The organism is Microbacterium sp. 5K110 (assembly GCF_005774735.1).
Lineage (GTDB): Bacteria > Actinomycetota > Actinomycetes > Actinomycetales > Microbacteriaceae > Microbacterium.
Genome location: NZ_VBUM01000015.1, coordinates 24,851 through 48,642, shown reverse-complemented (window position 1 = coordinate 48,642; position 23,792 = coordinate 24,851). Strand labels below are relative to the sequence as shown.

General features: G+C 70.2%; 25 protein-coding genes and 2 tRNA genes. 13 read left to right on the top strand and 14 right to left on the bottom strand.

Features of this window, described 5'->3' with window-relative positions; genetic code table 11:
- Nucleotides 1-565, top strand: a 565-nt coding sequence (locus FE256_RS18110; protein ID WP_171024228.1) for a hypothetical protein, incomplete at its 5' end; no start/stop codon positions are given.
- A gap of 15 nt (nt 566-580) precedes the next feature.
- Here the strand turns inward: FE256_RS18110 and coaBC are convergent.
- Nucleotides 581-1,783: a bifunctional phosphopantothenoylcysteine decarboxylase/phosphopantothenate--cysteine ligase CoaBC gene (gene coaBC, locus FE256_RS05915; RefSeq protein WP_138173715.1), complete on the bottom strand. Its 1,203-nt coding sequence runs from the start codon at nt 1,781-1,783 to the stop codon at nt 581-583.
- Between the two features lie 160 nt (nt 1,784-1,943).
- On the opposite strand from coaBC, the gene FE256_RS05910 reads away from it, so the two are divergent.
- From FE256_RS05910 to FE256_RS05900, 3 genes are all read left to right on the top strand, one after another.
- Nucleotides 1,944-2,678 (top strand): NRDE family protein, encoded by a 735-nt coding sequence (locus tag FE256_RS05910; protein ID WP_138173713.1) that lies wholly within the window; start codon nt 1,944-1,946, stop codon nt 2,676-2,678.
- A gap of 16 nt (nt 2,679-2,694) precedes the next feature.
- A tRNA-Arg gene (locus FE256_RS05905) sits at nt 2,695-2,770 on the top strand.
- 35 nt (nt 2,771-2,805) lie between these two features.
- Nucleotides 2,806-3,672: a DUF8686 domain-containing protein gene (locus FE256_RS05900; RefSeq protein ID WP_171024227.1), complete on the top strand. Its 867-nt coding sequence runs from the start codon at nt 2,806-2,808 to the stop codon at nt 3,670-3,672.
- Nucleotides 3,673-3,737: 65 nt separating this feature from the next.
- On the opposite strand, the gene FE256_RS05895 is transcribed toward FE256_RS05900, so the two are convergent.
- Nucleotides 3,738-4,022 carry a Fe-S cluster assembly protein HesB gene (locus FE256_RS05895; RefSeq protein ID WP_138173711.1) on the bottom strand — a complete coding sequence of 95 codons (285 nt, stop codon included), beginning with the start codon at nt 4,020-4,022 and terminating at the stop codon, nt 3,738-3,740.
- A 123-nt stretch (nt 4,023-4,145) separates the two neighbouring features.
- The gene (locus FE256_RS05890) at nt 4,146-4,997 is read right to left on the bottom strand and encodes a helix-turn-helix transcriptional regulator (protein WP_138173709.1); all 852 of its coding nucleotides are present in this window, start codon (nt 4,995-4,997) and stop codon (nt 4,146-4,148) included.
- A 138-nt stretch (nt 4,998-5,135) separates the two neighbouring features.
- On the opposite strand from FE256_RS05890, the gene FE256_RS05885 reads away from it, so the two are divergent.
- Together FE256_RS05885 and FE256_RS05880 are read left to right on the top strand one after the other, a co-directional pair.
- Complete coding sequence (locus FE256_RS05885; protein ID WP_171024226.1) at nt 5,136-5,486, top strand: DUF485 domain-containing protein; 351 nt, start codon at nt 5,136-5,138, stop codon at nt 5,484-5,486.
- Nucleotides 5,483-7,099, top strand: coding sequence for a monocarboxylic acid transporter (locus FE256_RS05880; protein WP_171024225.1), 1,617 nt, complete (start codon nt 5,483-5,485; stop codon nt 7,097-7,099). The genes FE256_RS05885 and FE256_RS05880 overlap by 4 nt, the downstream gene beginning before the upstream one ends.
- 90 nt (nt 7,100-7,189) lie before the next feature.
- Here FE256_RS05880 and FE256_RS05875 read toward each other — a convergent pair whose 3' ends face one another.
- Nucleotides 7,190-7,723, bottom strand: coding sequence for a methylated-DNA--[protein]-cysteine S-methyltransferase (locus FE256_RS05875; RefSeq protein ID WP_138173707.1), 534 nt, complete (start codon nt 7,721-7,723; stop codon nt 7,190-7,192).
- A gap of 140 nt (nt 7,724-7,863) precedes the next feature.
- On the opposite strand from FE256_RS05875, the gene FE256_RS05870 reads away from it, so the two are divergent.
- Together FE256_RS05870 and FE256_RS05865 are read left to right on the top strand one after the other, a co-directional pair.
- A complete protein-coding gene (locus tag FE256_RS05870; protein ID WP_502704856.1) occupies nt 7,864-11,631 on the top strand; it encodes an AAA family ATPase in 3,768 nt (1,255 codons plus the stop codon).
- Complete coding sequence (locus FE256_RS05865) at nt 11,628-11,852, top strand: hypothetical protein (RefSeq protein ID WP_138173705.1); 225 nt, start codon at nt 11,628-11,630, stop codon at nt 11,850-11,852. The genes FE256_RS05870 and FE256_RS05865 overlap by 4 nt, the downstream gene beginning before the upstream one ends.
- A gap of 141 nt (nt 11,853-11,993) precedes the next feature.
- Here the strand turns inward: FE256_RS05865 and mscL are convergent, their stop codons facing one another.
- From mscL to FE256_RS05850, 3 genes are read right to left on the bottom strand one after another with little or no spacing between them, the layout of a single operon-like run.
- A complete protein-coding gene (gene mscL, locus FE256_RS05860) occupies nt 11,994-12,410 on the bottom strand; it encodes a large conductance mechanosensitive channel protein MscL (RefSeq protein WP_138173703.1) in 417 nt (138 codons plus the stop codon).
- 34 nt (nt 12,411-12,444) lie between these two features.
- Nucleotides 12,445-12,723: an FmdB family zinc ribbon protein gene (locus FE256_RS05855; RefSeq protein WP_138173701.1), complete on the bottom strand. Its 279-nt coding sequence runs from the start codon at nt 12,721-12,723 to the stop codon at nt 12,445-12,447.
- Between the two features lie 18 nt (nt 12,724-12,741).
- Nucleotides 12,742-13,338, bottom strand: coding sequence for a 5-formyltetrahydrofolate cyclo-ligase (locus tag FE256_RS05850; RefSeq protein WP_138173699.1), 597 nt, complete (start codon nt 13,336-13,338; stop codon nt 12,742-12,744).
- 81 nt (nt 13,339-13,419) lie between these two features.
- Here FE256_RS05850 and galU point away from each other — a divergent pair, with 81 nt between their 5' ends.
- The 4 genes from galU (at nt 13,420) to FE256_RS05830 (ending at nt 16,353) form a co-directional block, all read left to right on the top strand.
- Entirely contained in the window at nt 13,420-14,310 is an 891-nt protein-coding gene (gene galU / locus FE256_RS05845) for a UTP--glucose-1-phosphate uridylyltransferase GalU (RefSeq protein ID WP_138173697.1), read from the top strand.
- Nucleotides 14,311-14,324: 14 nt separating this feature from the next.
- Nucleotides 14,325-14,948, top strand: a complete 624-nt coding sequence (locus FE256_RS05840) for a GNAT family N-acetyltransferase (RefSeq protein WP_138173694.1) — start codon at nt 14,325-14,327, stop codon at nt 14,946-14,948.
- A 190-nt stretch (nt 14,949-15,138) separates the two neighbouring features.
- The gene (locus tag FE256_RS05835) at nt 15,139-16,197 is read left to right on the top strand and encodes a large exoprotein (RefSeq protein ID WP_138173692.1); all 1,059 of its coding nucleotides are present in this window, start codon (nt 15,139-15,141) and stop codon (nt 16,195-16,197) included.
- Nucleotides 16,198-16,277: 80 nt separating this feature from the next.
- A tRNA-Ala gene (locus tag FE256_RS05830) sits at nt 16,278-16,353 on the top strand.
- 67 nt (nt 16,354-16,420) lie between these two features.
- Here FE256_RS05830 and FE256_RS05825 read toward each other — a convergent pair.
- From FE256_RS05825 to FE256_RS05815, 3 genes are all read right to left on the bottom strand, one after another.
- Nucleotides 16,421-18,007, bottom strand: a complete 1,587-nt coding sequence (locus tag FE256_RS05825; RefSeq protein ID WP_138173690.1) for a hypothetical protein — start codon at nt 18,005-18,007, stop codon at nt 16,421-16,423.
- Nucleotides 17,989-18,732, bottom strand: a complete 744-nt coding sequence (locus FE256_RS05820; protein ID WP_138173721.1) for an ABC transporter ATP-binding protein — start codon at nt 18,730-18,732, stop codon at nt 17,989-17,991. Before FE256_RS05820 ends, FE256_RS05825 begins: the two co-directional genes overlap by 19 nt.
- Nucleotides 18,733-18,968: 236 nt before the next feature.
- On the bottom strand, nt 18,969-19,322 hold the full coding sequence (locus FE256_RS05815; RefSeq protein WP_138173688.1) for a winged helix-turn-helix transcriptional regulator: 354 nt from the start codon (nt 19,320-19,322) through the stop codon (nt 18,969-18,971).
- A gap of 78 nt (nt 19,323-19,400) precedes the next feature.
- On the opposite strand from FE256_RS05815, the gene FE256_RS05810 reads away from it, so the two are divergent.
- Entirely contained in the window at nt 19,401-20,057 is a 657-nt protein-coding gene (locus tag FE256_RS05810; protein ID WP_138173686.1) for an FMN-dependent NADH-azoreductase, read from the top strand.
- Between the two features lie 78 nt (nt 20,058-20,135).
- Here the strand turns inward: FE256_RS05810 and FE256_RS05805 are convergent, their stop codons facing one another.
- From FE256_RS05805 to FE256_RS18425, 4 genes are read right to left on the bottom strand one after another with little or no spacing between them, the layout of a single operon-like run.
- Nucleotides 20,136-21,356 carry an FAD-dependent oxidoreductase gene (locus FE256_RS05805; protein ID WP_138173684.1) on the bottom strand — a complete coding sequence of 407 codons (1,221 nt, stop codon included), beginning with the start codon at nt 21,354-21,356 and terminating at the stop codon, nt 20,136-20,138.
- A gap of 44 nt (nt 21,357-21,400) precedes the next feature.
- Nucleotides 21,401-22,504 carry a Gfo/Idh/MocA family protein gene (locus FE256_RS05800; protein ID WP_252370914.1) on the bottom strand — a complete coding sequence of 368 codons (1,104 nt, stop codon included), beginning with the start codon at nt 22,502-22,504 and terminating at the stop codon, nt 21,401-21,403.
- On the bottom strand, nt 22,497-23,384 hold the full coding sequence (locus FE256_RS05795; RefSeq protein ID WP_252370913.1) for a sugar phosphate isomerase/epimerase family protein: 888 nt from the start codon (nt 23,382-23,384) through the stop codon (nt 22,497-22,499). Before FE256_RS05795 ends, FE256_RS05800 begins: the two co-directional genes overlap by 8 nt.
- The gene (locus FE256_RS18425; protein ID WP_252370912.1) at nt 23,381-23,782 is read right to left on the bottom strand and encodes a C-glycoside deglycosidase beta subunit domain-containing protein; all 402 of its coding nucleotides are present in this window, start codon (nt 23,780-23,782) and stop codon (nt 23,381-23,383) included. The genes FE256_RS05795 and FE256_RS18425 overlap by 4 nt, the downstream gene beginning before the upstream one ends.
- Between the last annotated feature and the right edge of the window lie 10 nt (nt 23,783-23,792).

Here is a 23,792-nt window from a genome sequence, read left to right as displayed (position 1 = left end):
CGCGTACTCCGGTGCCCCCGCCTACCCGGGCGCCCCGCAGGCTGCGCCCGCCGCCGCGGCCCCCGCGCGTCGGGACATCCCGACGAACACCGTGTGGATCTGGCTCGTCGTCGCGTTGCCGCTCGTGTCGCTGCTGACGCTGTTCCTGTTCGACTGGTCGACGTTCATCCAGGAGTCGATCTACGCCTCGGCCTTCCCGGAGCAGGCTCCCTACGCTGCGTCGTCGTCGTTGCTGGTGACGGCCGGAACCTCGGTGTTCGGCTTCGTCCTGGCCGGCCTCACGGTGCTGTTCTCGTTCCTCGACTGGCGCCAGCTGCGCGCCCGCGGCATCCAGAAGCCGTTCCACTGGGCGTGGAGCCTCTTCGTCCTGGCGATCTCCAGCGGCGGCGTCTACATCATCGGACGTGCGGTGATCCTGCGTCGCCAGACCGGCAAGGGTCTCGCGCCGGTGTGGGGCTGGATCGCGGTGACGGTGATCTCGATCGTCGCCGTCTCGATCTGGTTCTTCGTGATCTTCAGCCAGGTGTTCGCGATCATCGAGCAGCTGCAGTACTACGGCTACTGAGCTGACGGCGACACGTCAGCTCGAGCGGGCCACCAGGACCGCGTCGAGCAGGGCGTGCGCGGTCTCGTCCTTCGAACCGGATGCCGTGGCCACGACGTCCCCGTCGCGCCCGACGATCGTGAGGGCGTTGTCGGCCGTCTCGAATCCGCGGGTCCACCCCACGGCGTTCGCGGCGAGGAGGTCGACGCCCTTACGCGCGACTTTGGCCCGTGCCCGCTCGACGAGCTCCTCCTTACCGTCGACGGTCTCGGCGGCGAACGCCACGATCGTCTGGTGCGGGCGACGTGCGGCGACGAGCCCCGCGACGACATCGCGGTTCTCCACCAGCTCCAGCGTCAGCGCGCCGGGGGCGTCCTGCTTGCGCAGCTTGTGCTCCGACACCGCGGCGACGGAGTAGTCGGCGACCGCAGCGGCCATGACGATGACGTCGGCGTCGGGGGCGGTGGCATCCATCGCCCGCCCCAGCTCATCGGCCGTGCCCACCGCGATCACCTCGACGCGCGGGTCGGGCCGCACGTCGGCGTCGAGGTGCGCGGCGACGAGCGTGACCTGCGCACCGCGGTCGGCGGCGGCGCGGGCGATCGCGACGCCCTGGCGGCCGCTCGAGCGATTGCCCAGGAAGCGGACCGGATCGATCGGCTCGCGGGTGCCGCCGGCGCTGACGAGCACCCGCAGACCCACGAGGTCTTTCGGGCGTGCGACGAGGGCGAGCGCGGCGGAGACGATCTCCTCGGGCTCCGACATGCGACCGGGGCCGCTGTCGCCGCCGGTGAGCGCCCCGTCGTCCGGCCCGACGACGTGCACGCCGCGCGCGCGGAGCACCTCGATGTTGTGGACGGTGGCGGGATGCCGCCACATCTCGGTGTGCATCGCGGGCGCCACGACCACGGGCGCGGTCGTGGCCAACAGCGTGGTGCCGAGCAGATCGGAGGCCAGACCCGCCGTCATCGATGCCAGCGTGTTGGCCGTGGCCGGTGCGACGATCACGAGATCGGCGGACTGGCCGAGCGACACGTGCCGCACTCGCGCGACGTCGTCGTGCACCGAGGTGGTGACGGGATTACGGCTGATGGCCTCCCACGTGGGCAGGCCCACGAAGCGCAGCGCGTCCTCGGTGGGGACGACGTGGACGTCGTGGCCCTCCTTCACGAGGAGCCGCACCAGGCCGACGGTCTTGTAGGCGGCAATGCCCCCGGTCACTCCCACGACGACGAACATGGCCCCAGTCTCCCAGGTAGATGCCGCCGGGGGCCGAAGCGATGACGAAAGACGGGGATGCCGCGGGCCCCGAGCCGCGATGAGAACAGGGGATGACGCCGGTCGCGCGTGCGATGCGGCTCGCCCCGCCATACCCGCGCGCGCGAGTACCGTGGGAGCAATGTGCACCGTCGTCGTCGAGGTCCCGCGCGAGAGCGGTCAGCCGGTCCGCGTGCTCGCCGTCCGCGACGAAGACCGGAATCGTCCGTGGCGGGGACTCGGGCGATGGTGGCCCGATCAGCCCGGGGTCGACGGCGTGCGCGATGACCGCGCCGGCGGTGCCTGGCTCGCCGTCGACACCGGCGCACGACGTCTTGCGGTGCTGCTCAACCGCGAGGACCTGTCGCAGCGTTCGGACGACGACGTCGTCAGCCGGGGCGGCATCCCTCTGCAGTCCGTCGCGGGGGTGCTTCCGCCGGAGCCGGCGACCCGCGGGTTCAACCTCGTCGAGGTGGATGCCGACGGCGCCACCGTCGTGCAATGGGATGGACTCGCGGCGGAGCGCACCCGCCTCGCGCCCGGAACGCACATGATCGCCCACCACAGCCCGGACGACCCGGCCACGCCGCGGATCGGACGGTGGCTCGAGGATTTCCGTCGTGCGGGGGTCGCAGAGGGCGAGGCCTGGTGGGAGCCGTGGCTTGCCGTCGTTGCGGCATCGACGGCCGACCCCGCCACGTCGGTGCTGCGTCGTGACGCGCACGACGGTCTCGTGCTCGAATCGCTGCTCGTGTGCGCGGCGTCGGTGGGCGCGGACGGTGTCGATATCCGCGAGGCCGCCCTGGCCGAGCCGGGGGAGTGGGACGACTCTCTCGTCGAGCGCCTGCGCACCGGCATCCCGGTTCGGCCGCAGTAGGCTGGAATGCAGCCCCGCCTCCGTAGCTCAGGGGATAGAGCGCCGCACTCCTAACGCGGGCGTCGCAGGTTCGAATCCTGTCGGGGGCACCACGATCCCGTCGTTCCCGCTCTGCCACACTGGCATCGTGAGCAGCAGACCCGCGCCGTCCCGTCGCCGCAGCGTCCTGTGGTCCGTCGTCTCCGTCGTGATCCTCGCCGCGCTCTACGCCACCGTCGTCGGCCTCTATGCCGGCAGCGGCGACGTCGTCGCCAGCGGCGAAGGCGAGACCACCGGAGATACCGTCGCGCTGGCGCTCACTCCCGAGAAGATGGATGCCACGACCAACCGCTTCTCGATGTCGGTCGTGCCCACGCAGGGAGACGACGGCACCGTGACGAACGGTCTGGTCGCGCTCCGCTCGTTCGGGGTGCTCATCTCGGCGGTCGCGGGCTCGAAAGCCACCCCCTTCGAGGACGGCGGCGTCATCGCGCCGATCGAGACCTCCCTGGTCATGGACGGCGAGATCGAGAACTGGCCGTTCGACCGCTACACGGTGCGGACGGTGATGACGGCGATCGAGGAGGAAGCGGACGGCGAGTCCGTGCCCCTCCCGACCACGGTTCAGCCAGCCAAACGCGGCATCCCGGGCTGGGACATCGCCGTCGCCGAGACTCCTCTCGGGGGCGGCATCCTCGCCGTCGACATCACGGTCACCCGATCGGGCTCGACGATCGCCTTCGGCATCGTCCTGCTCACGCTCATGGTGATCATCCCGATCCTCGTGGTGACGGTGGCGGTGATCGTGCTGCGCGGCAAGCGCAAGGTCGAGGTGACGGCGCTGGGCTGGATGGGCGCGATGCTGTTCGCGACGATTCCGCTACGCAACTTTTTGCCGGGCTCGCCCCCGATCGGGTCCTGGATCGACTACCTCATCGTGCTGTGGGTGCTCGCCGCACTCGTCGCCGGTCTCGTGCTGTTCGTCGTCGCGTGGGTGCGACGCGGCCCCGCCTGAGGTGCGGGACCTGGGCCCGGACACGACGATGCCCCGGCACGCGGCCGGGGCATCGTCGCATGGCGTCACGCCTGGGTGGTGACGGCGAACTGCACCGATCCCTGCCCGTCGACCTGCGCGTCCAGTACGCGGTCGTCGAGCACCTGGGCGGCGTCGGCGTCGAGGAAGACGCGGGCGCCGGAGTCCTCCACGACGGCGTCTTCGGGCTCGGGGCCGTCGACGACCGACAGGCGGAACTGCGACTCGGGGGAACCGGCGCCTTCGATGCGCACACCCCCCTGGGCGGCTTCCGGCAGCTGGGCGGTGATGGTCTTGACGGCGGTGGTGGCCTCGTGAGTGAGCGTCAGCATGTGGCTCTCCTTCTGTGTCGACGTCAGGGGCCAGCCACGATTCCGAGAATCGACGGCGGTCTCAACCTCACGGCGCCATTGCCAGGGGATTCTCACGGAGCGCTCAGCGCGTCCGGGACGTGTTCAGGGCAGCAGTCCCACCCGCCGCGCCCGAGCGACGGCGGCGTGCCGGGTCGAGGCATCCAGCTTGGACATCGCCGACGCCAGGTAGGACTTCACCGTCGTCTCGCGCAGGTTCAGGGATTCCGCGATCTCGCCGTTCGTGGAGCCGACGGCCGCGCACGCGAGCACGTCCAGTTCGCGACGGGACAGATGGATGCCGGCTCCCTCGGGTTCGGTCGGAGCGTCGCCCGAGAGTGCGGCCAGACGTGACTCGAGATCTTCCAAGCGACGACGGACCCCGTCGTCGCCGACGGTTGCGGCGATGCTGCGCAGCTGGGCATAGCTCTGCCGGATCTCTTCGCGCGCTCCGGTGCTGAGGCCGTCGTCGCCCGACGTCGCCGCGGCCAGACGCCGGTCGACCTCGTCGCGCACGCGCAGCTCGGTGCCGAGCTCTCCGGCGATGTCGAACGCGGGGCGCGCCTCACGCTCTCCGAGCGTGGCCTGCCCCCACGAGCCGCAGTAGAGCACGCCCCGGGCGCTGCCGCGGACCAGGACCGGCACGGCGAACAGCGTGGCGATGCCTTCCCCCAGGATCGCGCGATCGTAGTCGTGCGTGATCGAGCGGGCCGTGCGGTAGTCCAGCGCGAGGCGGGGGCGCCGTTCCACGAGAGCGCGCCCGCCGAGGCCGCGCTCGGCGTGCACGACGAGTCCCTCGATACTGCGGGTGCGCGCGCCCACGATCGTGGAGACGTGTACGGCGCCGTCGCGTTCGAGGCCGCCGAAGGCGACGGGGAAGTGCGTGCGGCGGGCGAGTTCGGTCACCGCGTGCGACACGAGCGTCGCGTCGTCACGGAGTGCGGCCGGTGCTCCCACGAACTACCTACTTCCGGGGGTGACGGCCTCGTCGCCGCCTTTCGTAGCGTCGACCCTACCATCGGGATCGCTCGCCGATCCGGTGTTTTTCCCCTTCCGATGCTGCGTGGCATCGGTCTCATGAGGCAAGGAGGCCACATGACGGATAGCAGGATCGACGGCGCCTCGAGCGGCGTCGACTACATCGCGGTCGAGGAGTCCGCCCCGTTCCGGGAACTGAAGAGGCGCCAGCGCAGCTTCGTGTTCCCCATGGCCGTGGCGTTCCTCGTCTGGTACTTCGTCTACGTGTTGCTGTCCTCGTTCGCTCCGGCCTTCATGGCGCAGCCGGTGTTCGGGGCCATCACGGTCGGGCTCGTCTTCGGGCTCGGGCAGTTCGTCACGACGTTCGCCCTCACGATGGGCTACGTCGCGTACGCCAATCGTCGTCTCGACCCGGGTGCGGAACATCTTCGTGTCGAACTCGAACGGGCTGAGCGGGGTGAGGCGTGAACGAGCTCTTCGGTACCGTGCACGCGGCCGTGCAGACGGTGGAGAACAACCCCGTCCTGAACATCTCGATCTTCGGGGCGTTCGTCGCGGTGACGCTGTTCATCGTCATCCGCGCCAGCCGCAACAGCAAGACCGCCGCTGACTACTACGCCGCGGGACGGTCGTTCACCGGGCCGCAGAACGGCTTCGCGATCGCCGGTGACTACCTCTCGGCGGCGTCGTTCCTCGGCATCGTCGGTGCGATCGCCATCAACGGGTACGACGGATTCCTGTATTCCATCGGATTCCTCGTGGCCTGGCTCGTGGCGCTGCTCCTCGTCGCGGAGCTCATGCGCAACACGGGCAAGTTCACGATGGCGGACGTCCTTTCGTTCCGCCTGAAGGAGCGGCCGGTCCGCATGGCCGCGGCGATCACGACGCTCGCGGTGTGCTTCTTCTATCTCTTGGCGCAGATGGCGGGAGCCGGCGGTCTGGTGTCGCTGCTCCTGGGCATCACCGAGCGCGTCGGGCAGTCGATCGTGGTGGCCGTGGTCGGCGTGCTCATGATCGTGTACGTGCTCATCGGTGGCATGAAGGGCACCACGTGGGTGCAGATCGTGAAGGCGTTCCTGCTCATCGGCGGTGCCGTGGTCATGACGATCTGGGTGCTCGCGATCAACGGATTCAGCCTCAACACGCTCCTGGAGAGCGCCGTGGCCGCCTCTCCGAAGGGGGAAGCGATCCTCGGACCGGGACTGCAGTACGGCGCCAACCCGTGGGACTTCATCTCGCTGGCTCTGGCCCTGGTCCTGGGAACCGCGGGGCTGCCGCACGTCCTGATGCGCTTCTACACGGTGCCCACGGCCAAGGAGGCGCGACGGTCGGTGGTGTGGGCGATCTGGCTCATCGGCCTGTTCTACATCCTGACGCTCGTCCTCGGGTACGGGGCCACGGCACTCGTCGGCTCGGAAGCGATCCTGGCCGCCCCGGGTGGCGTCAACGCCGCTGCACCCCTGCTTGCCCTCGCCCTGGGCGGACCGATCCTGCTCGGGTTCATCTCGGCCGTGGCCTTCGCGACGATCCTCGCGGTCGTGGCGGGGCTCACGATCACCGCGGCCGCATCGTTCGCTCACGACATCTACGCCAACGTCGTCAAGAAGGGCAATGTGCCGCCCGACGGCGAGGTCAAGGTCGCGCGGCGCACGGTCGTCGTCATCGGCGTGCTCGCGATCGCGGGCGGCATCGGCGTGCAGGGCCAGAACGTCGCGTTCCTGGTGGCGCTGGCGTTCGCGGTCGCCGCGTCGGCGAACCTGCCGACGATTCTGTACTCGCTCTTCTGGCGTCGCTTCAGCACGCGCGGTGCGGTGTGGAGCATGTACGGCGGACTCGGGTCGGCCCTCGTCCTGATCCTGCTCTCCCCGGTGTTCTGGGGCGGACCCACGAGCGTGTTCGCGAACACGGGCGTGGCGATCTGGCCGTTGAACAACCCCGGCATCGTGTCGATCCCGCTGGGCTTCCTGCTCGGATGGTTGGGGTCGATCACGTCGAGTCGCAAGGAGGACCCGCGCAAGGCCGCCGAGATGGACGTGCGATCCCTCACCGGGTTCGGCGCCGAGAAGGCCTCGAGTCACTGATCCGCGCAGCGTCGCCCGGTCCGGCTTCCGCCCGGGCCGGGCGACGGGCGCGTTGCCGACCCGGAGCCCACGCGCGCGCCGGGTCGTGGCTCACGCGGGGGCGCGCAGCCGATCCGCCCCGGCGACGCTGTTCTCGAGGTCGAGCAGGAAGTGCTTGACCTCGGGATGGCCGCCGTACTCCCCGATCGAGCCGTCGGCGCGCACGACCCGATGCACCGGCACGACGATCGAGAACGGCGTCCGGGCGCACGCCGTCCCCACCGCGCGGGCGGCACCGGGGGAGCCGGCCATGATCGCCACCTCTCCGTACGAGGCGACTTCGCCGTAGGGGATGCGTCTCGTGGCCTCGAGGGCCGCCCGCGGGAAACCGTCCACGAATCGCCAGTCCAACGGGATCTCGAAGGTCCGCCGGTGCCCGGCGAAGTACTCGTCCAATTGTGCGAGCGCTCCGTGGGGCGCGCCGGTGTCGGGCTCGGGCATCACCCCCAGGCGTTGCGCGATCGTCGCGCGTGCGATGTCGAGCCCGTCGTGGGCCACGTCGACGTGCACGAGGGCGTCGTCGACGAAGGTCAGCAGGATCGGGGCGAAGGGGCCGTCGTACACGGTGCTGGTCGCTGTGCTCATCCCGTCATCCTCTTCACGCGCGTTGTGCCCCGCTCGGCTCCAGAGCCGATCTGTGGACGCCCGACGAGATTCGCCCGCTCGGGAGGAAGAGCCGATCGGCGCGGCGTGTCGTGCAATACCGCGAAACTCGGGCTCACTGCATGCCTTCCCAGGGTGCCCCGCTTAGTCTGGCAGGTGTGTGGCGAGCTGAGGACGGCGTCGTGACGGGCGCCGAAGGCGACGTTCCGACGTCGATCGATCCGGGCGAGCTGCGACTGTCGGAGCCCGGCATCGTGGTTCGTCACGTCGCCGACCCCGAACGCGATCGCATCCGTTCCGAGGCGGCGGCGCTCGGCGGGCGCTCGACGCTCCTACGTTTCGACGATGCGCTCGACGCCGGCATCGACATCACCAAGGCCCACCCGGGCTCGCTCCCGCAGTTCATCACCGGCCGGGCGACTCTCCTCTCCAACCTCTTCCGCGACGAGGTGGCGCTGCGCACCGCACGGATCGCGGCCGAGCGCATCACCGCCAAGAACGTCGAACTGCGCACCGCGCGGGGGCTCGAGCCGGTGCACCTGGCGGTCGGGCTGGCGGCGTGGAAGATCGGGGGAGTCGAGTGGTCGGCTCCGGTGCTGCTGCGCCCGCTCGCCATCCGACGCCACAACGGCGACTTCGAACTCAAGCTCCACGGCGCGTTCATCATGAACCCCGAACTGGCCCGCGCGTTTCGAACGCACCTCGGCATCCCGATCGACAGCACCGCTCTCGCGGGCCTGGCGTACGACCAGGGCGTGTTCAAGCCGCAGCCGGTGATCGACCACCTGCGCCGACTCACCACGCACGTGCCCACCTTCGTGGTGCACCCGCGCCTGATCATCTCGTCGTTCGCCGACGTCGGATCGGGCATGGCGCGCGACACGCAGCACCTCGACGATCCGCTGCTGAACGCGCTCGCCGGGCACCCCGACGACCGCGCCCGCATCACCGTCCGCCGCGCCGACCCGGTCGTCTCGAGCCCGGACGAGCGCGCGCCCGCCGCCGACACCCTGCTTCTGGACGCCGACGCCGAGCAGGAGCGCGTCCTGGCCCGCATCTCCGCCGGGCACTCCCTCGCCGTGCACACCCTCCCCGGCACGGGCGGCACGCAGACGGTGATCAACGCGATTGGGCAGAGCGTCCACGCGGGCAAGCGCGTCCTCGTCGTCAGTGCGCGGCGGTCCACCCTCGACGGCATCCGTCATCGCCTGGCCGGCGTCGGTCTGACCGGGCTCGCCGTCTCACCGACTCACGTCCGTCGCGACCTCATCCGCGCGATCGGCCGGAACGAGAAGACCGAACAGCCCAAGGTCTCCGAGATCGACGATGCGCTCGTGCGGCTGCGGACCGTCTTGCGCGATTACCGTTCGGCCGTCACCGAGCCGCATCTCGCGCTGGGGGTCTCGGCTCTCGACGTCCTGCGGGCACTGACGGCGCTGGCATCCGTCTCCCCGGCGCCCTCGACGTCGGCGCGATTCGATCTCGCGACGCTGGAGCGCCTCGCCGGGCGTCGCGACGCGGCGGCCAAGGCACTGGCGACAGCCGCGCGTCTGGGCGAATTCCGTTTCGGTCCCGACGACTCGCCCTGGTACGGCGTGAGCTTCACCCGCACCGAGGACGCCCGTGCGGCGCACGACCTGGCGGGGAAGCTCCACGCCCAGGACGTTCCGCGACTGCTCGAGCGCGGCTACGAGCTCATCGCCCAGACGCGCATGCGCCCGTTCCAGACGGTGTCCGAGCTGGGCGCGTACCTGAAGCTCCTGCAGGGCATCCGCGAGTCGCTCGACCGCTTCAGCCCCACGGTGTTCGAGCGTCCGCTCGGCGAACTCATCGACGCGCATTCACCGCGCCGGGACTCGTCGGCGATGAGCGGTCCGAACCGTCGGCGTCTGCGTCGGCTGTCGAAGGAATACGTACGGCCCGGCGTGCACGTCCCCGACATGTACGAAGCGCTCGTCCGCATCCAGCAGCAGCGCACCGAATGGCAGCGTGTGGTGGAGGCGGGCGTCACCCCCGAGGTTCCGCTCGGGCTCGCCGACGTCCACGTCGCCTGGCAGCGGACCGATGCTCTGCTGGGGGAGCTCGACCACATCCTCGGCCGTCAGGGCTCGGAGCGGTTGGCGACCTTGCCGGTCCAGGTGCTCGTGCGCACTCTCGCGGGGCTGGCCGCCGAGTCGACGTTCTTCGACAACCTCGTCGAGCGCGCGCAGTTGCGCGGCGAGCTCGCGCGCCTCGGGCTCGAACAGCTCCTGGTCGAGCTGTCGGTGCGGCACGTCCCCGAGGACCGCGTGGGCGACGAGCTGGAGTTCGCCTGGTGGCAGTCCGCCCTCGAGCATCTGCTGCGCACCGACCGGGCGCTCCTCGGAGCCAACACCAGCGTCGTGGACCGTCTCGAACGGGACTTCCGCCTCGTCGACGAGGCGCACGCCGCCGCGGCGGGTCCGCTGCTCGCGGCCCAGCTCGCCACGCAGTGGCGCATCGGCATCGTGGACCACCCCGACGAAGCTGCGGCGCTGAAGACCGCGCTGAAGGACGGCCTGCACACCGCGCAAGAGATCTCGGATGCCGCGCCCACGCTGTTGCGCACCCTCGCGCCGGTGTGGCTGGCCTCGCCGTACGAAGTGCCCGACGTCCCGAGCGATCTCGCGTTCGATGTCGTCGTCATCGCCGACGCCGCAGCGCTGTGCCTGGCCGAAGCGGCGCCCGCTCTCCGCCGGGCGCGCCAGGTCGTGCTGTTCGGCGACCCGGTGGTTCAGAAGCCGACGCCGTTCCGGGTGAGCGCGACCCTGACGCCACTCGCCGACGACGAAGCCGATGACGTCCCCTTCGACGAGGTGTCGGTGTTCGAGCGCATCGCCGAACTCCTCCCGGTCGAGACGCTCACCCGCAGCTACCGCGCCGGCGGCGAGGACCTCGCGCAGCTCGTGAACGACGCGTTCTACGGCGGCGAGATCGTGTCGCTGCCCTGGGCCGGGTCGTACCTCGGCCGCGGCAGCCTGAGTGTCGATTACGTCGAGAATGGCGTCGGCGCCCCCGATCCGGTCAGCGGTGCCGTCGAGAGTCCGGATGCCGAGGTGGCGCGCGTGGTCACCCTCGTCGTCGAGCACGCCGTGAACCGCGCCGCCGAGTCGCTCATGGTCGTCACGGCCAGCCGCAAGCACGCCGAGCGCGTGCGGGCCGCCGTCGAGGCCGCACTCGCGGGCCGCTCCGACGTGGCGGCGTTCGTCGCGCGGGATGCCGCGGAGCCCTTCGCCGTCCTCACCCTCGAGGAGTCCGTGGCCGAGAGCCGCGACCGCGTGGTCTTCTCGCTCGGGTTCGGGCTCACGCGCCACGGGCGCGTGCTCAGCGACTTCGGCGATCTCTCGACCCCCGACGGCGAGCGTCTGCTCACGGTCGGCATGACCCGCGCGCGACGCTCCATGGTGATCGTGTCGTCGATCCGCCCGTCGGCCTTCGACGACGGCCGTCTCGAACACGGCGCGGCGACCCTCATGGGCATCCTCGGCAACCTCGCCGGACGGGGGCGCGACTCGCGGCTCGAAGAACTCGCCGACCCGCTGACCCGCGCTCTGGCGCGGGAGCTGCGCCGGTTGGGAGTCGAGGTCGACCTCGACTACCGCGGACTCCTCCCGCTCGTGGCCCGGTCGGGCGGCAAGGCGGTCGTGGCCGAGAGCGACCCCGAGACGATCGGCGAATCGTTGCGCGAGACGCTCCGCCTTCGGCCGCAGATCCTGCGCCGCCTGGGCTGGCACTACGTGCGCGTGCACGCCTTCGATCTCTACAGCGACCCCGCGGGCGTGGCATCCCGGATCGCGGAGCTGCTCGGCGTCGCGCCCGACGACGCGGCGACCCCCGGCACCACCACCGAGCCCCTCGACCTCCCCGGGTGAGCGGCGTGGCGGAGGATGCCGAGGCGTCAGCCCACGCCGACGAGGTCCGGCAACCCATCGTCCGGATGCCGGGAGCCCGGCGTGCACGCTTGCTCGCGGCGCCCGGGACCAGCGCGGAGCCCGCGCCGGCGGACGACCCCTCGCGGGGGGAAACGGCCGGGCCCGTGGCATCCGGGCCGAATGACGCGCAACTGCTGCGCGACGTCCCGCCGCACTACTGAGCCGGGGTCTGGCTTTCGAGCCCGCGGCTCCGTCGCTCCGGGCGCCACGAGAAACGCGATCCGTGTCGAGAAACGCGAAGAGAGAGCGTTTCTGGACACGGATCGCGTTGATGGATGCCGTGCGGCCCGTGCAGGCCGTGGTCAGGCGCGGGGCTGACGCTCCAGCAGATCGCGGATCTGCACGAGCAGCTCCTGCTCGGTGGGGAGCTTCGGCTCCTCGGTCTGCTCGACGACGCCGGCGCGGGCCGCGGCGCGGGCCTTCCACCGGTTCATCGGGAAGACGAAGACGAAGTAGACCACCAGGGCGACCGCGAGGAAGCTGATGACCGCGCTCAGGAGCGTCCCGAGCGGGAACGTGACCGTCTGGCCGTAGATCCCCGTGATGCTCGGACCGAACTCGCCGTTCTCGTTGGCCACATAGAACACTTCGATCAGCGGATTGATGACCGCGCTGACGATGGCGTTGACCACCGCGGTGAACGCCGCTCCGATGACCACCGCGACCGCGAGATCGATGACATTGCCGCGGAGGATGAACTCCTTGAAACCTTGGATCATGACGTGGCTCCCGTTCTGCCGCGTCGCGCGAGAGTCAGGATGCGGGGGCGGACGCGGTCTTCGTCGATTCCGAAGTCGATGATGTCGAAGATCCGCCGGTCGACTCGGATGCCGCGCCGGAGGACGCCCCATTCGATCCGCGAGAGTCGGTGCGGTAGAACCCCGAGCCGTTGAAGGTCACACCGATGGAGCCGTACTGCTTGCGGAGCTCGCCGCCGCACTCGGGGCACTCGGTGAGGGCGGCGTCCGAGAAGGACTGCACCGCGTCGAAACGGTGACCGCACTGCTTGCAGGCGTAGGCGTAGGTGGGCATTCGGGTTCCTTCGGGTGTTCAGGCGGCTGAGCCGTCGATGGCGACGGTGCGCGTGGGGGTCACGATGCCCGAGACGGGCTGGTCGTGCACGTCGCGCGGGACCTCGTCGACGAACTCGGAGTCGAAGATGACGGCGTAGACGGGCGGGCACTTCTCCATCGATCCGATGGTCTTGTCGAAGTAGCCGCGGCCCCAGCCCAGTCGCATCCCGCGGCGGTCGACGGCGGCCGCGGGGATGACGAGCAGGTCCACGTCGTTGACGGCGATCGGGCCGAGCACGTCGCCCACGGGCTCGGGGAGTCCGAAGAGGCCTTCAGCGATCTCGGCATCCGGTGTCGCGACCGTCCAGTCCAGCAGGCCGTCGTCGCGCGTGATGGGAAGGAGGACCCGGATGCCGCGAGCCACCGCGTCTTCGACGAAGGTGTGCGTGCCGGGCTCGGTGGTCGTGGAGAGGAAGCAGGAGATGCTTCGGGCACCGAGGCGATCGACGAGCGCGTCGAGCTGTGCCTTCACACCGGCCTCGGCGACCTCGCGCCCGGGCGCCGAGACGTTCTGGCGTCGTTCGCGCAGGTCGGCGCGTAGCGCGCGTTTGGCCTGCTCGATGCTGTCGGGCATGCAGTCAGTGTACGTGGGCGAACGATCGCGACGTGCGCAATCGGTAACAGCGGGGTTGCATGACACCAGTAGGGTATGCGCATGCCTCATAAGCCCTTCAAGGCCGTCATTCCGGCCGCAGGACTCGGTACTCGCTTCCTTCCGGCCACCAAGGCCATGCCCAAAGAGATGCTGCCGGTCGTCGACAAGCCCGCGATCCAGTACGTCGTCGAGGAGGCGACCGCGGCCGGGATCCAGGACGTCCTGATCATCATCGGCCGCAACAAGAACAACATCGCGAACCATTTCGACTCGATGCCCGAGCTCGAGACGAAGCTGCGTGAGAAGGGCGACCACGACAAGCTCGCCAAGGTCGAGCACTCGTCCGACCTCGCCGACGTGCACATGGTCCGCCAGGGCGAGCCGAAGGGTCTCGGTCACGCAGTGCTCCGCGCGCGCAGCCACGTCGGCGACCACCCCTTCGCCGTGCTCCTCGGCGACGACCTCATCGACGAGCGCGACCCGCTCCTCACCCGGATGATGGACGAGTACGACAAGCGCAGCGCCACGATCATCGCCCTCATGGAGGTCGACCCCGAGCACATCCACCTCTACGGTGTCGCTGCGGTCGAGCCGACCGAAGACGAGGGCGTGGTCAAGGTCACGAAGCTCGTCGAGAAGCCCAAGGCCGAGGACGCGCCCTCGAACCTCGCCATCATCGGCCGCTACGTGCTGGGTCCCGACGTGTTCGGCATCCTGGAGCACACCGAACCCGGCAAGGGCGGCGAGATCCAGCTGACCGACGCGCTCGAGGAGCTCGCGAACGGCGGCGGCGACGGTGGCGGTGTGTACGGCGTCGTGTTCCGCGGACGTCGCTACGACACCGGTGACCGGGTGGACTACATCAAGGCCATCGTGCAGCTCGCGTCCGACCGCGAAGATCTCGGCCCCGCGCTCCGCCCCTGGTTCAAGGAGTTCGCGGCGGGTCTGTGACCCGACGGGATGCCATGGATCTCTCCGTCCCACGACGGCACGGTGAGGTGTCGATCCGACTCATCCGCAATCGTGACGCGCGCGTTCTCCAGCAGCAGCTGATCGACAACCGGTCATGGTTGCGGCCGTGGGAGGCGACGAGCCCCGACGGTCCCGTGTCGTTCGACATGCGCCTGGGGATCCGGCGTCTGCTCCAGCAGTACCGCGACGGCGTCGGCGTCCCCTTCGTCATGGAGTGGGCCGACGAGGTCGCCGGGCAGTTGAACGTCTGGGGTGTCTCGCGCGGGTCGCTGGCGTCCGCGACGATCGGGTACTGGGTCGCCGAGGGCTTCGCCGGTCGGAACATCACGACGATCAGCGTCGCGATGGCCACCGACGTCTGCTTCACCGCGCTGAACCTGCACCGCGTCGAGATCTGCATCAGGCCCGAGAACCATGCCAGCCTGCGAGTGGTCGAGAAGCTGGGCTTCCGCTACGAGGGTCTGCGTCGCCGCTACATCCACATCGACGGCGACTGGCGTGACCACTACGCGTTCGCGCTCGTGCGCGAAGATGTGCCGTACGGCGTCCTCGACCGCTGGGAGCGGGGTCAGGTCCCTCCGGATGCCGCGCGCGTGCCGCCGGCCGACCGGTTGTAGCGCGGGGGTGCCTCGGCGTTGCGGGGTGTTCTGCGGGCGAGGGTTACGCCGAGACTGCATCCCGCTGACGTGTCGGCTGCAGGCTGCGGGCGAATCGTCGGCTGAATGACGTCTCGCGACCTCCATATCAGAGGGCGCGACACGCGGGGGGATGCCGAGGTGTGACCTCGGCGTGACCTACCGTGGTGCCATGGGTGGACAGGTTCTCGGCGGCGGGGTGATCGTCTTCGTCGCGGTCGCGCTGTGGTTGGTGTACTTGCTGCCCTCGTGGCAGAGCCGTCACCGCTTCACCTCCGCCGAGCGCAACGCCGTGCGGCTCAACCAGGCGCTGCGCGTCCTGGCCGAGACCGCCGAGACCCCCCGCGAAGTGCGTCTGGAACTCACGGCGCGTACGGCGCACCAGCAGCAGAAGATCGCGCGTCAGGTGCAGGCGCACCAGGCCCAGACCGAATTGGCCGAAGCCAAGGCCCGTCTCGACGTGGCTCGCCTGGAAGCCGCCCGCGACCGCGACCTTGTCAAGGAGCAGCGCGCCGCCGCCCTCGAGCTCGCTCGCGCAGAGCGAGCTGCCGCCGTCGAGGTGGCCAAGGCCGAGAGGGCCGCGGCGCTGGAGAAGGCGCGCGCCGAACGGGCCGCCGCTGTCGAACGCGCGCACGCCGAACGTGCGGTCGCCGTGGCTCGGCCCGAACTGCGCCGTGCGCGTGCGCGGCGTCGGTTCCGTCTGGCGACGACGTCGTTCGCGGCCCTCGGTCTGGTGGCGGCCGTAGCGGGTGGCATCCAGGTGTTCTTCGGTGCCGCGCCCGTGCTGCTTGCGATCGGGGGCGTGGCCGTCCTTCTCTCTCTCACCGTGCTGCAGCGCCTGTCCCGCGTCGCGGCTCGCGCCGTCGCGCGTCCGATCGAGGCGGATGCCGTCCGCCCGGCCGCCGAGGTGCAGGACTTCGTGGCTGCGGCCCCCGCGCCTCGACCGACCTGGACTCCGCGCGAGCTCCCGCGCCCGCTGGTCGCCTCGGCCGGTTCCCGCGCCGCCGCAGTCGTCGACGAGCAGCTGGCCCGCGAGGCGTTGCGCGCCGCGGCACGCGAACAGGTCGCCCGCGACATCGCCGCCACCGAGGCTCCCACGCCGATCGAGACCGCGCGCCCGGCGGCATCCCGTCCCGCACCGTCGCCCTACGCCGCGATGGGCTACGTCGACGACACCGAGATCGAAGACCACGTGCGCCGTCTGCTCGAGCGCCGCGCGTCGGGGCAGTAACGCTCGTCCGCACGGCACGCCCGGGTGTCCGCCCAGGTCAGGAGCGGCGAACGTTGCGTGATAGTGTTGTCGAGGTTTCCGGGCCTGTGGCGCAGTTGGTAGCGCGCCTCGTTCGCATCGAGGAGGTCAGGGGTTCGAATCCCCTCAGGTCCACCATTACAACGAAGCGGCGCACCCACACGGGGTGCGCCGCTTCGTCGTTCCCGGCCGCCGATCGCCCGGGTCACGCTCCCTTGAACGAGCGCAGCTGTGCCAGTAGCGCGGGCGCGCCGGCGTCGAAGCGCCGGCCACCCACGAGCACCCCGGCCGTGAAGACGAGAACGCCCCACAGCGGGCCGATCGCCAGCGCAAGCCATCCGGCCACGCTCGATCCGCCGAACGCGGCCATGGCTGCCGGGATGACGGCAGGCACGGCGATGATCGCGGCGAGGATCCAGCACAGGAAGAACAACAGTGTCATCACGAAGGACGTCCCCGGAACCCGCTTGAACGGTGAGTCGCCCGGCGCGGGCGTCGGGATGACGAGGATGGCCGAGCTGACCGCGCTCACGCCGTAGCCCACCAGCACGACGCCCAGCGAGGCCCCGAGGACGGCGGGGAACAGATCCCAGCGTCCGGCGATCGCGATCGTCACGGCGTCGGCGAGCACGACCAGCGGGATGCCGATGCTCGCGGCGCCGACCATCCTGCCCAGGCGATCGGCGCGCCCCCGGATGCCGGTCTGCATCACGGTCGCGAAGGCGGTGCCGTCGTACGAGACGTCGGTGTAGGGGAGCGTCCCGGCGAAGAAGGCCGCCAGCAGACCCGAGAGCGCGAAGAACGGCCCGGTGGTGTCGCCGCCCGAGTAGATGAGCACGATCACCGGGGCGAACGGGAGCAGGATCAACTGCCGCAGATAGCGCATGTCACGCGTCCACGAAGTCAGCGAGCGCGCCCACGTTGCGCCGGCGGGGGTGGACGGCATCCGACCGAACCAGCCGAGCGAGCCGGCGCTGCGGCGAGCGCGGGAGCGGGCCGGGGGAGCGACGACCGAGGCCGCGAGGCTCCGCTGCCACAGCCCCCACAGCGCCGCGAACGTGGCGACGGCGATGGCGAACTTCGCGAGCGCGGGGAGCCACGATCCGGTGGCGAGGTCGCCCGGCACCGCCCACACCGCGCCGATCGGGGTCCACGAGATGGCGGTGGTGATGGTCTGCAGCTGCGCGCCCTGGCCACTCATGGCGATCACGCCGTTCGTGATCCCGATGAACAACGGGCTGGCGAAGATCAGCAGCGTGAAGCCGACGAGTCCGATGACCTCGCGTGTGCGTCGCCCGCCGCCGAATCCGCCGGCGAGGGCCGCGACGGCGCGCGAGGCGACGACGCAGATGAGCACGCCGAGGGGCACGCACACCACCGCGGCGATCGCGGCGACGGGTTCGCGAGCCCACACGAGGAACGTCGCGAGCGCTCCGAGCGCCGTGGCGATACCGGGGACACCCGTGAGTCCACCGGCGGTGATGGCGATCATCATCTGGCGCGTCGTCATCGGGAACGGCGCGAGCTTGGCCGGATCGAGGGTCGTGTCGATGCCGGCGGCGAACACCGGCCCCACGACCCATCCGAGGGTCAAGACGGCGCCCGCCGCGGTCACGGCGGCGCGCGCGATGTCGAAGTCGAGCGCGCCGACGAAGAACAGCGCCACCCCGGCCAGCACCAGCATCCACACCGCACCGAGGAGACCGAAGATGAAGCCGACGAGCTGCATCGGGCTCCGCGCGAGGGTGTTGCCCAGGACGCGGAACCGGATCTTCAGGACTGTCGCAACCACTGCGGCCCCTCCGAGTGGTGCCGGCCGCCGACGAGATCCACGAACCGGTCCTGCAGCGTCTGGGTGCCGCGCACCTCGTCGACGGTCCCGGATGCCAGAAGGCGGCCCTGCGCGATGATCGCGACGTGGTCGCACATACGCTGGACCAGGTCCATCGAATGGCTCGAGACGATGACCGTGCCGCCCGAGGCGGTGTAGCCGCGGAGGATGTCCTCGATGTTGGCGGCGGAGACCGGGTCGACCGACTCGAACGGCTCGTCGAGGACGAGGAGGCGCGGCGCGTGGACGAGAGCGCACGCGAGGGCGACCTTCTTCGTCATCCCCGCGGAGTAGTCGACGACGGGTGTTCCGGCGGCCTCGCCGAGATCCATGATGCGCAGGAGGTCTCCGGTTCGTGCGGCGACCTCGTCGCGCGGGAGCCCGAACATCATGCCGGTGTACGTGACGAGCTGCTCGCCCGTGAGCCGATCGAACAGGCGTACCCCGTCGGCGAGGTTTCCGATGAGCTTCTTCGCCTCGACCGGGTGGGCCCACACGTCGACCCCGTGGATCTGCGCCGTGCCGGCATCCGGACGCAGGAGCCCGGTCGCCATCGACAGGGTCGTCGTCTTGCCCGCGCCGTTCGGCCCGACGAGACCGTAGAACGATCCCGCAGGGACGGTCAGATCGAGGCCGGCCACGGCCGTCTTCTCGCCGAAGCGTTTGACGAGACCGTCCAGCTGCATCGCGGGCAGCGAATCGGCCGCTGTCGGTGGGGCGACGGCTTCGGGCAACACGGACGTCGGTGGTACCTCACGCGAATTGTCGGTCACTTTTCGAACCTATCCAGCGATCGACGGTGATCCCAGCCCCGGATCGGATATTGCGTTCTCGGGACAGGACCCGGCCGATTCGTCAGCGCACCGACAGCGCACCCCGAAAGACGGAGGGGAACCGCGGCATTCGGTCCGGTAGGGCGGACTCAGGGGCGCGATGGTACCGGTGGCACGAGGTTCTCGCTCGCCCACGCTCCGAGCTGATCCAGGAGGGGCAAGAGTCGGTGCCCGGCATCCGTGAGTTCGTAGGACACCGATACGGGCGGCCCGGCGTCCACCGTGCGGACCGCGAGCCCCGCCCCGGCCAGTTCGGCCAGGCGGTCCGAGAGGACGGCGTCGCTGATGCCGGTCACCGCCCTCCGGAGTCCGACGAAGGTCGTGGCGCCGGCGCCGAGCGAAGACAGGATCATGCCGTTCCACCGCTTGCCGAGCACCGAGAAGGCGAGCGTCACCGCGGCGTCGCAGGCGCCATGCTCGGCATCCGGATTCGTCTCGGGCATCACTCCATGGTACGCGTGCTACAGTCGCGCTAGTCGCTCTTATTTACAGAGCGACTCTCGTTTCCTGATTGGAGCCGCATGTCCCTGTTCCGCCTGGATGCCAGCATCCTCCCCGCCTCGAGCGCCAGCCGGTCGCTCGCCGACCTCGTCGAGCAGGAGTGGGTCGCCGCCCACCCCGACTCCACCGTCACTCGGCGCGACCTCGCGGTCGAGCCGGTGCCCGCCACCGCGTGGGCGGATGCCGTCACGGCGAACTTCGTGGGGGAGGGTGAGCGCACCGACCGTCAGCGCGAGGCCCAGGCGCTCGCGACGACGTTCGCCGACGAACTCACCGTCGCCGACGCGCTGCTGTTCGCGGTTCCGCTGTACAACTACGGCGTCTCTCAGCACTTCAAGACGTGGTTCGATCTGGCGTACACCGACCCTCGCATCGACCCGCAGGGCACGGCGCTGCGCGGAAAGCCCGCGACGCTGGTCACGGTGCTCGGTGGCAACTACGCGCCCGGGACGCCGAAGGAGGGCTGGGATCACTCCACCGGGTGGCTCCGTCGGGTGCTCGAAGACGTCTGGGGGCTGGACCTGCGCGTCGTCGAGCGTCCGTTCACGCTCGTCGGTGTGAACCCGGCGCTGGATGCGTTCTCGGACGCCGCTGCGGCGCTCAAGCTCAAGGCCGAAGGCGAGGCCGTGATCTACGGCCGCGAGGTCGCGGCCATGCGGGGGAGCTCGGCGGTCTGAAACCGATCGTGGACCCGGCGCGCGTGAAGACACCACCGCGCCGGGTCCCGAGCGAAGACGCCGCGCCGCGGGCGGGTCTCACGCCCGGCCGCGCAGGCCGTCGCCCATCTCGGCCAGCTGCGCGACGATCTCGCCGGGAGTGCGCTCGCCCACCTGCTTCTGCAGCAGCGGCGTGTGGTCGAGCACGAAGTCCCGAAGCGGGCGGAGCGGTGCCGGGGCGTGGTGGAACACCTGTCCGAGAACGTACGCCTGCTGCACCTGGGCGGTGGTGTGCGCGACACGGCGGTCGTCGTAGCGAGAAAGCGCCGCGTGCACGCCGGCGGTGTCGGTGAGGTCGAGGCCGGCGAGTTCTTGACCGATCGTGTAGCCGTCGCCGATCGACATCCCGGCGCCGTATGCCGCGTAGGGCGACGTCGCGTGGGCGGCATCACCCGCGAGAGTGATGCGGCCGCGCGACCAGCGGGGGATCGGCTTGCGATCGCGGATCATCCACCGCTGGCACGCGTCGTCGGCGGTCGCCTCGACGAGGCCGGCGAGCGGTCCGGGGAAGCGCCGCGCGAGTCCGAGCGCGTGCGCGCGGAGGTCGGCCGGCGCAGGAGCCTCCGGGTCCCACGCTTGCAGCACCCACCACTGGAACCCGTCGCGTCCGCCGTCTCGGATCGACGAATAGGTTCCCTGGACCGTCCGGTCGTGGCGGAGCACGACCTCGTTGCGCTCGGCGCCGGGCACGTCGGCGAACGTGTAGCCGCCGACGATCTGCAGCCGGTGCTCGCGCTTGTCGCTCGCGCCCCACAGGTGCGTGCGCACCATGGAGTCGATGCCGTCGGCACCCACGACGACGCCGGCATCGATCACCTCGCCGTCCCCGAGAGTCACGCGCACGTCGTCCCCGCGGTCTTCGAGCGAGACGACCGTCGTGCCGAACCGGATCACGTCGGCGGGCATGGCCGCGAGCATGCGGCGGTAGAGCTCGGGCCGCAGCAGGCCGATGAAGCCGCCGCCGTAGTCGCGCACGACATCGTCGGGGATCCGGACGTCCGCCCGGACGTTGCCGTGGACACCCCGGAACGTGGTGTGGCAGGGAGCCCCGAGGTCGGTGATGTCGACGCCCATCTCACGCAGCGCCTTGATGGGCGGCGGCCACAGGTTCAAGATGTTGCCCGCGGGGCGCGCCTCGCGATACCGCTCCAGCACGATGGGCGTGTGCCCGACCTTGTGCAGGGCGAGGGCCGTCGCCATTCCGGCCGGCCCCGATCCGATGACGACGACCGGCGAACGGCCTTCGGAGGTGGATGACATTGCGGTGTTCTCCTGTCTTCGTTGACGGCGAGAGAGAAAGGGGATCAGGCGGGCACGGCGGACGGGACGTCGACCCATTCGCCCGCGACGGCGGAATCGAGCACGAGGTCGGTCAGGAGCGCGGCGCGAGCTCCGTCCGCGAAGGTCGGCACCTCGGGGCGCAGGGAGCCGGTGATCACTCCGTCGTACGTGTCGCGGACGAATGCCGTGAAGGCATCTTGATAGCCCATGGGGTGCCCGGCCGGCACGATCGAGAGGCGGGCCGCATCCGCGCTCAGCGCAGCCGGGTCGCGCGAGACGACGGCCGTGTGCGCGCGTCGGCCGAGCAAGAGCCGGTCGGGGTGCTCCTGATCGAAGCCGATGCTCGCGTCGCTGCCGTACAGTTCCAGGCGCAGGGCGTTCTTCCGTCCCGCCGCGACCTGCGATACGGTCAGCGACCCGTGGCATCCGGATGCCAGACGCACGAGCACGTGCACCATGTCCTCGGTCGCCACGGGGCGCCCACCCCGGGCGGCGTGGGCCACCGAGGTGATCGCGGTCAGCGCTACGATGCGGTCGCCCGTGACGAACTCGAGCAGATCGACCACGTGTGATCCGATGTCGGCGAAGGCCCGCGAGCGTCCACCCGCACCCGCGTCGACGCGCCAGTCGACGTCGTCGGCTCCCAGGAGCCAGTCCTGGAGGTAGCGACCGTCGACGTGCAGCACGCGTCCGATCGATCCGGATGCCGTGAGCGCGCGCGCTTCGCGGACCATCGGGTGGAAGCGGTACACGAAGGGCACGGTGGCCACACGGCCCGCAGATGCGGCGCGGGCCGCCAGGCCGGCGGCGGCGGGGCGGGAGAGCGCGAGGGGCTTCTCGCACACGACGTGCTTCCCGGCATCCAGAGCACGGAGGGCGAGCCTCTCGTGCGAGTCGTTCGGTGTGCAGATGTGGACGACCTCGATTTCGGGATCGGCGATGAGCGCATCCGCGTCGTCGACCGGCCGACGGGCACCCAACGCTGTCGCGGCGGCGCGTCCGCGTTCGGGGGAGGAGGACGCCACGGCTACGAGATCGGCCCCGGCGGCCCGTGCCGCACGGCTGTGCACCGCGGCCATGAAGCCGCCGCCGATGATCCCGACGCGCACCGCTCTGTCCTCAGCCACGGATCCGAGCTTCGGCGCGGCGCAGGAGCGCGTGCTGGCGTCTCACCTGCTCGATCGACCGGTAGGGGCTGCGTTCGCCCTCGTACTCGCTGGAAAGGTATCCGCTCCAGCCGTTCTCGATGAGGGTTCGGAGGATCTCCTCCCACGGGATCTGCTGGTCTACGAGCGCATCGTCGATGTCGAAGAACTTCGTCTGGATGAAGTGCGTGTAGGGCAGAACCTCCACGAGGTCGCTCATCGGCAGGGCGAGGGGTTTGCGCCATCCCTCTTCTTGCGCCTCGTCGCTCAGTCCGTCCTGATGGGCGGTCGAGACGGCGCGTTGGAAGATCCCCGTGTCGATCAGCAGGCGGAAGTGCGCGCTCCCGGTGCGCTGGATGAACCGCACGTACTCGTCCACGACGGGGTGGCGGATCGGGGTCGGCGCATGGATCTCGGGGCAGATGACGATGTCGAGCTCTGCGGCGAGGTCGAGATTGCGCTCGATGACCCCGGTCCAGATCGGGTGCGGGGTCAGATCCATCGCCACGACGCCGATCTTGGGGCGCACCGAGGTGAACCCGAGCGTGGATGCCAGGCGCAGATCGCGCGCGAGCATGTCGGTCCCCTCGTCGACGGTGAGGTCGCGGTGGCGCCACATCCGGGAGTCGATCCACGAGCCGTAGTTCGTCGGCTCGAGGCCGTACTGCGCGCACAGAGCGTGCCAGCGGTCTATCCACGCGGGCTCGGGCGTCGGGTAGTGCGAGATGTTCCCCTCACCGAGGATCTCGATGCCTGTCGCACCGAGATCGGCGATCTCGGCGAACGCGTCCTCGAGGGTCAGCACCGTGTTCATGTCGCCGGTGTAGCTGTAGAGGGAGACACCGTACTCGAGCGTGCTCATGAGACGACCGTGACCTTTCGTTCTGCGTGGAAGAGCGAGGGCTGGAACTCTGCCGGGATGTAGGGGGCGTGGAGCGCGATGTCCACGGCGAGGGTGTGCACGCCGACGGCGAGACCTCCGGAATGAGGGACGGTGATGATCGCCGCCTCGTCGAGCTGCCAGCGGACATCGGTCGACATCCGCAGCTCGGCGATGGTGAAGTCTCGGCCCTGCAGGGTCCATCGCGGCACCTCGCGGTCCCACGAGAGGCTGTCGACGCTCACGTCGACTCCGTCGATGAGGCTGCCCCAGACGCCGCGGTAGTTCGGCATCCGGAGCCGGAACTGGAAGCCGGTCGTGACGCCGTTCTCGGTGACGTTGCGCACGCCGATGGATTGGATGAGATCTCTTTCGAGCATGGTCGGGTCC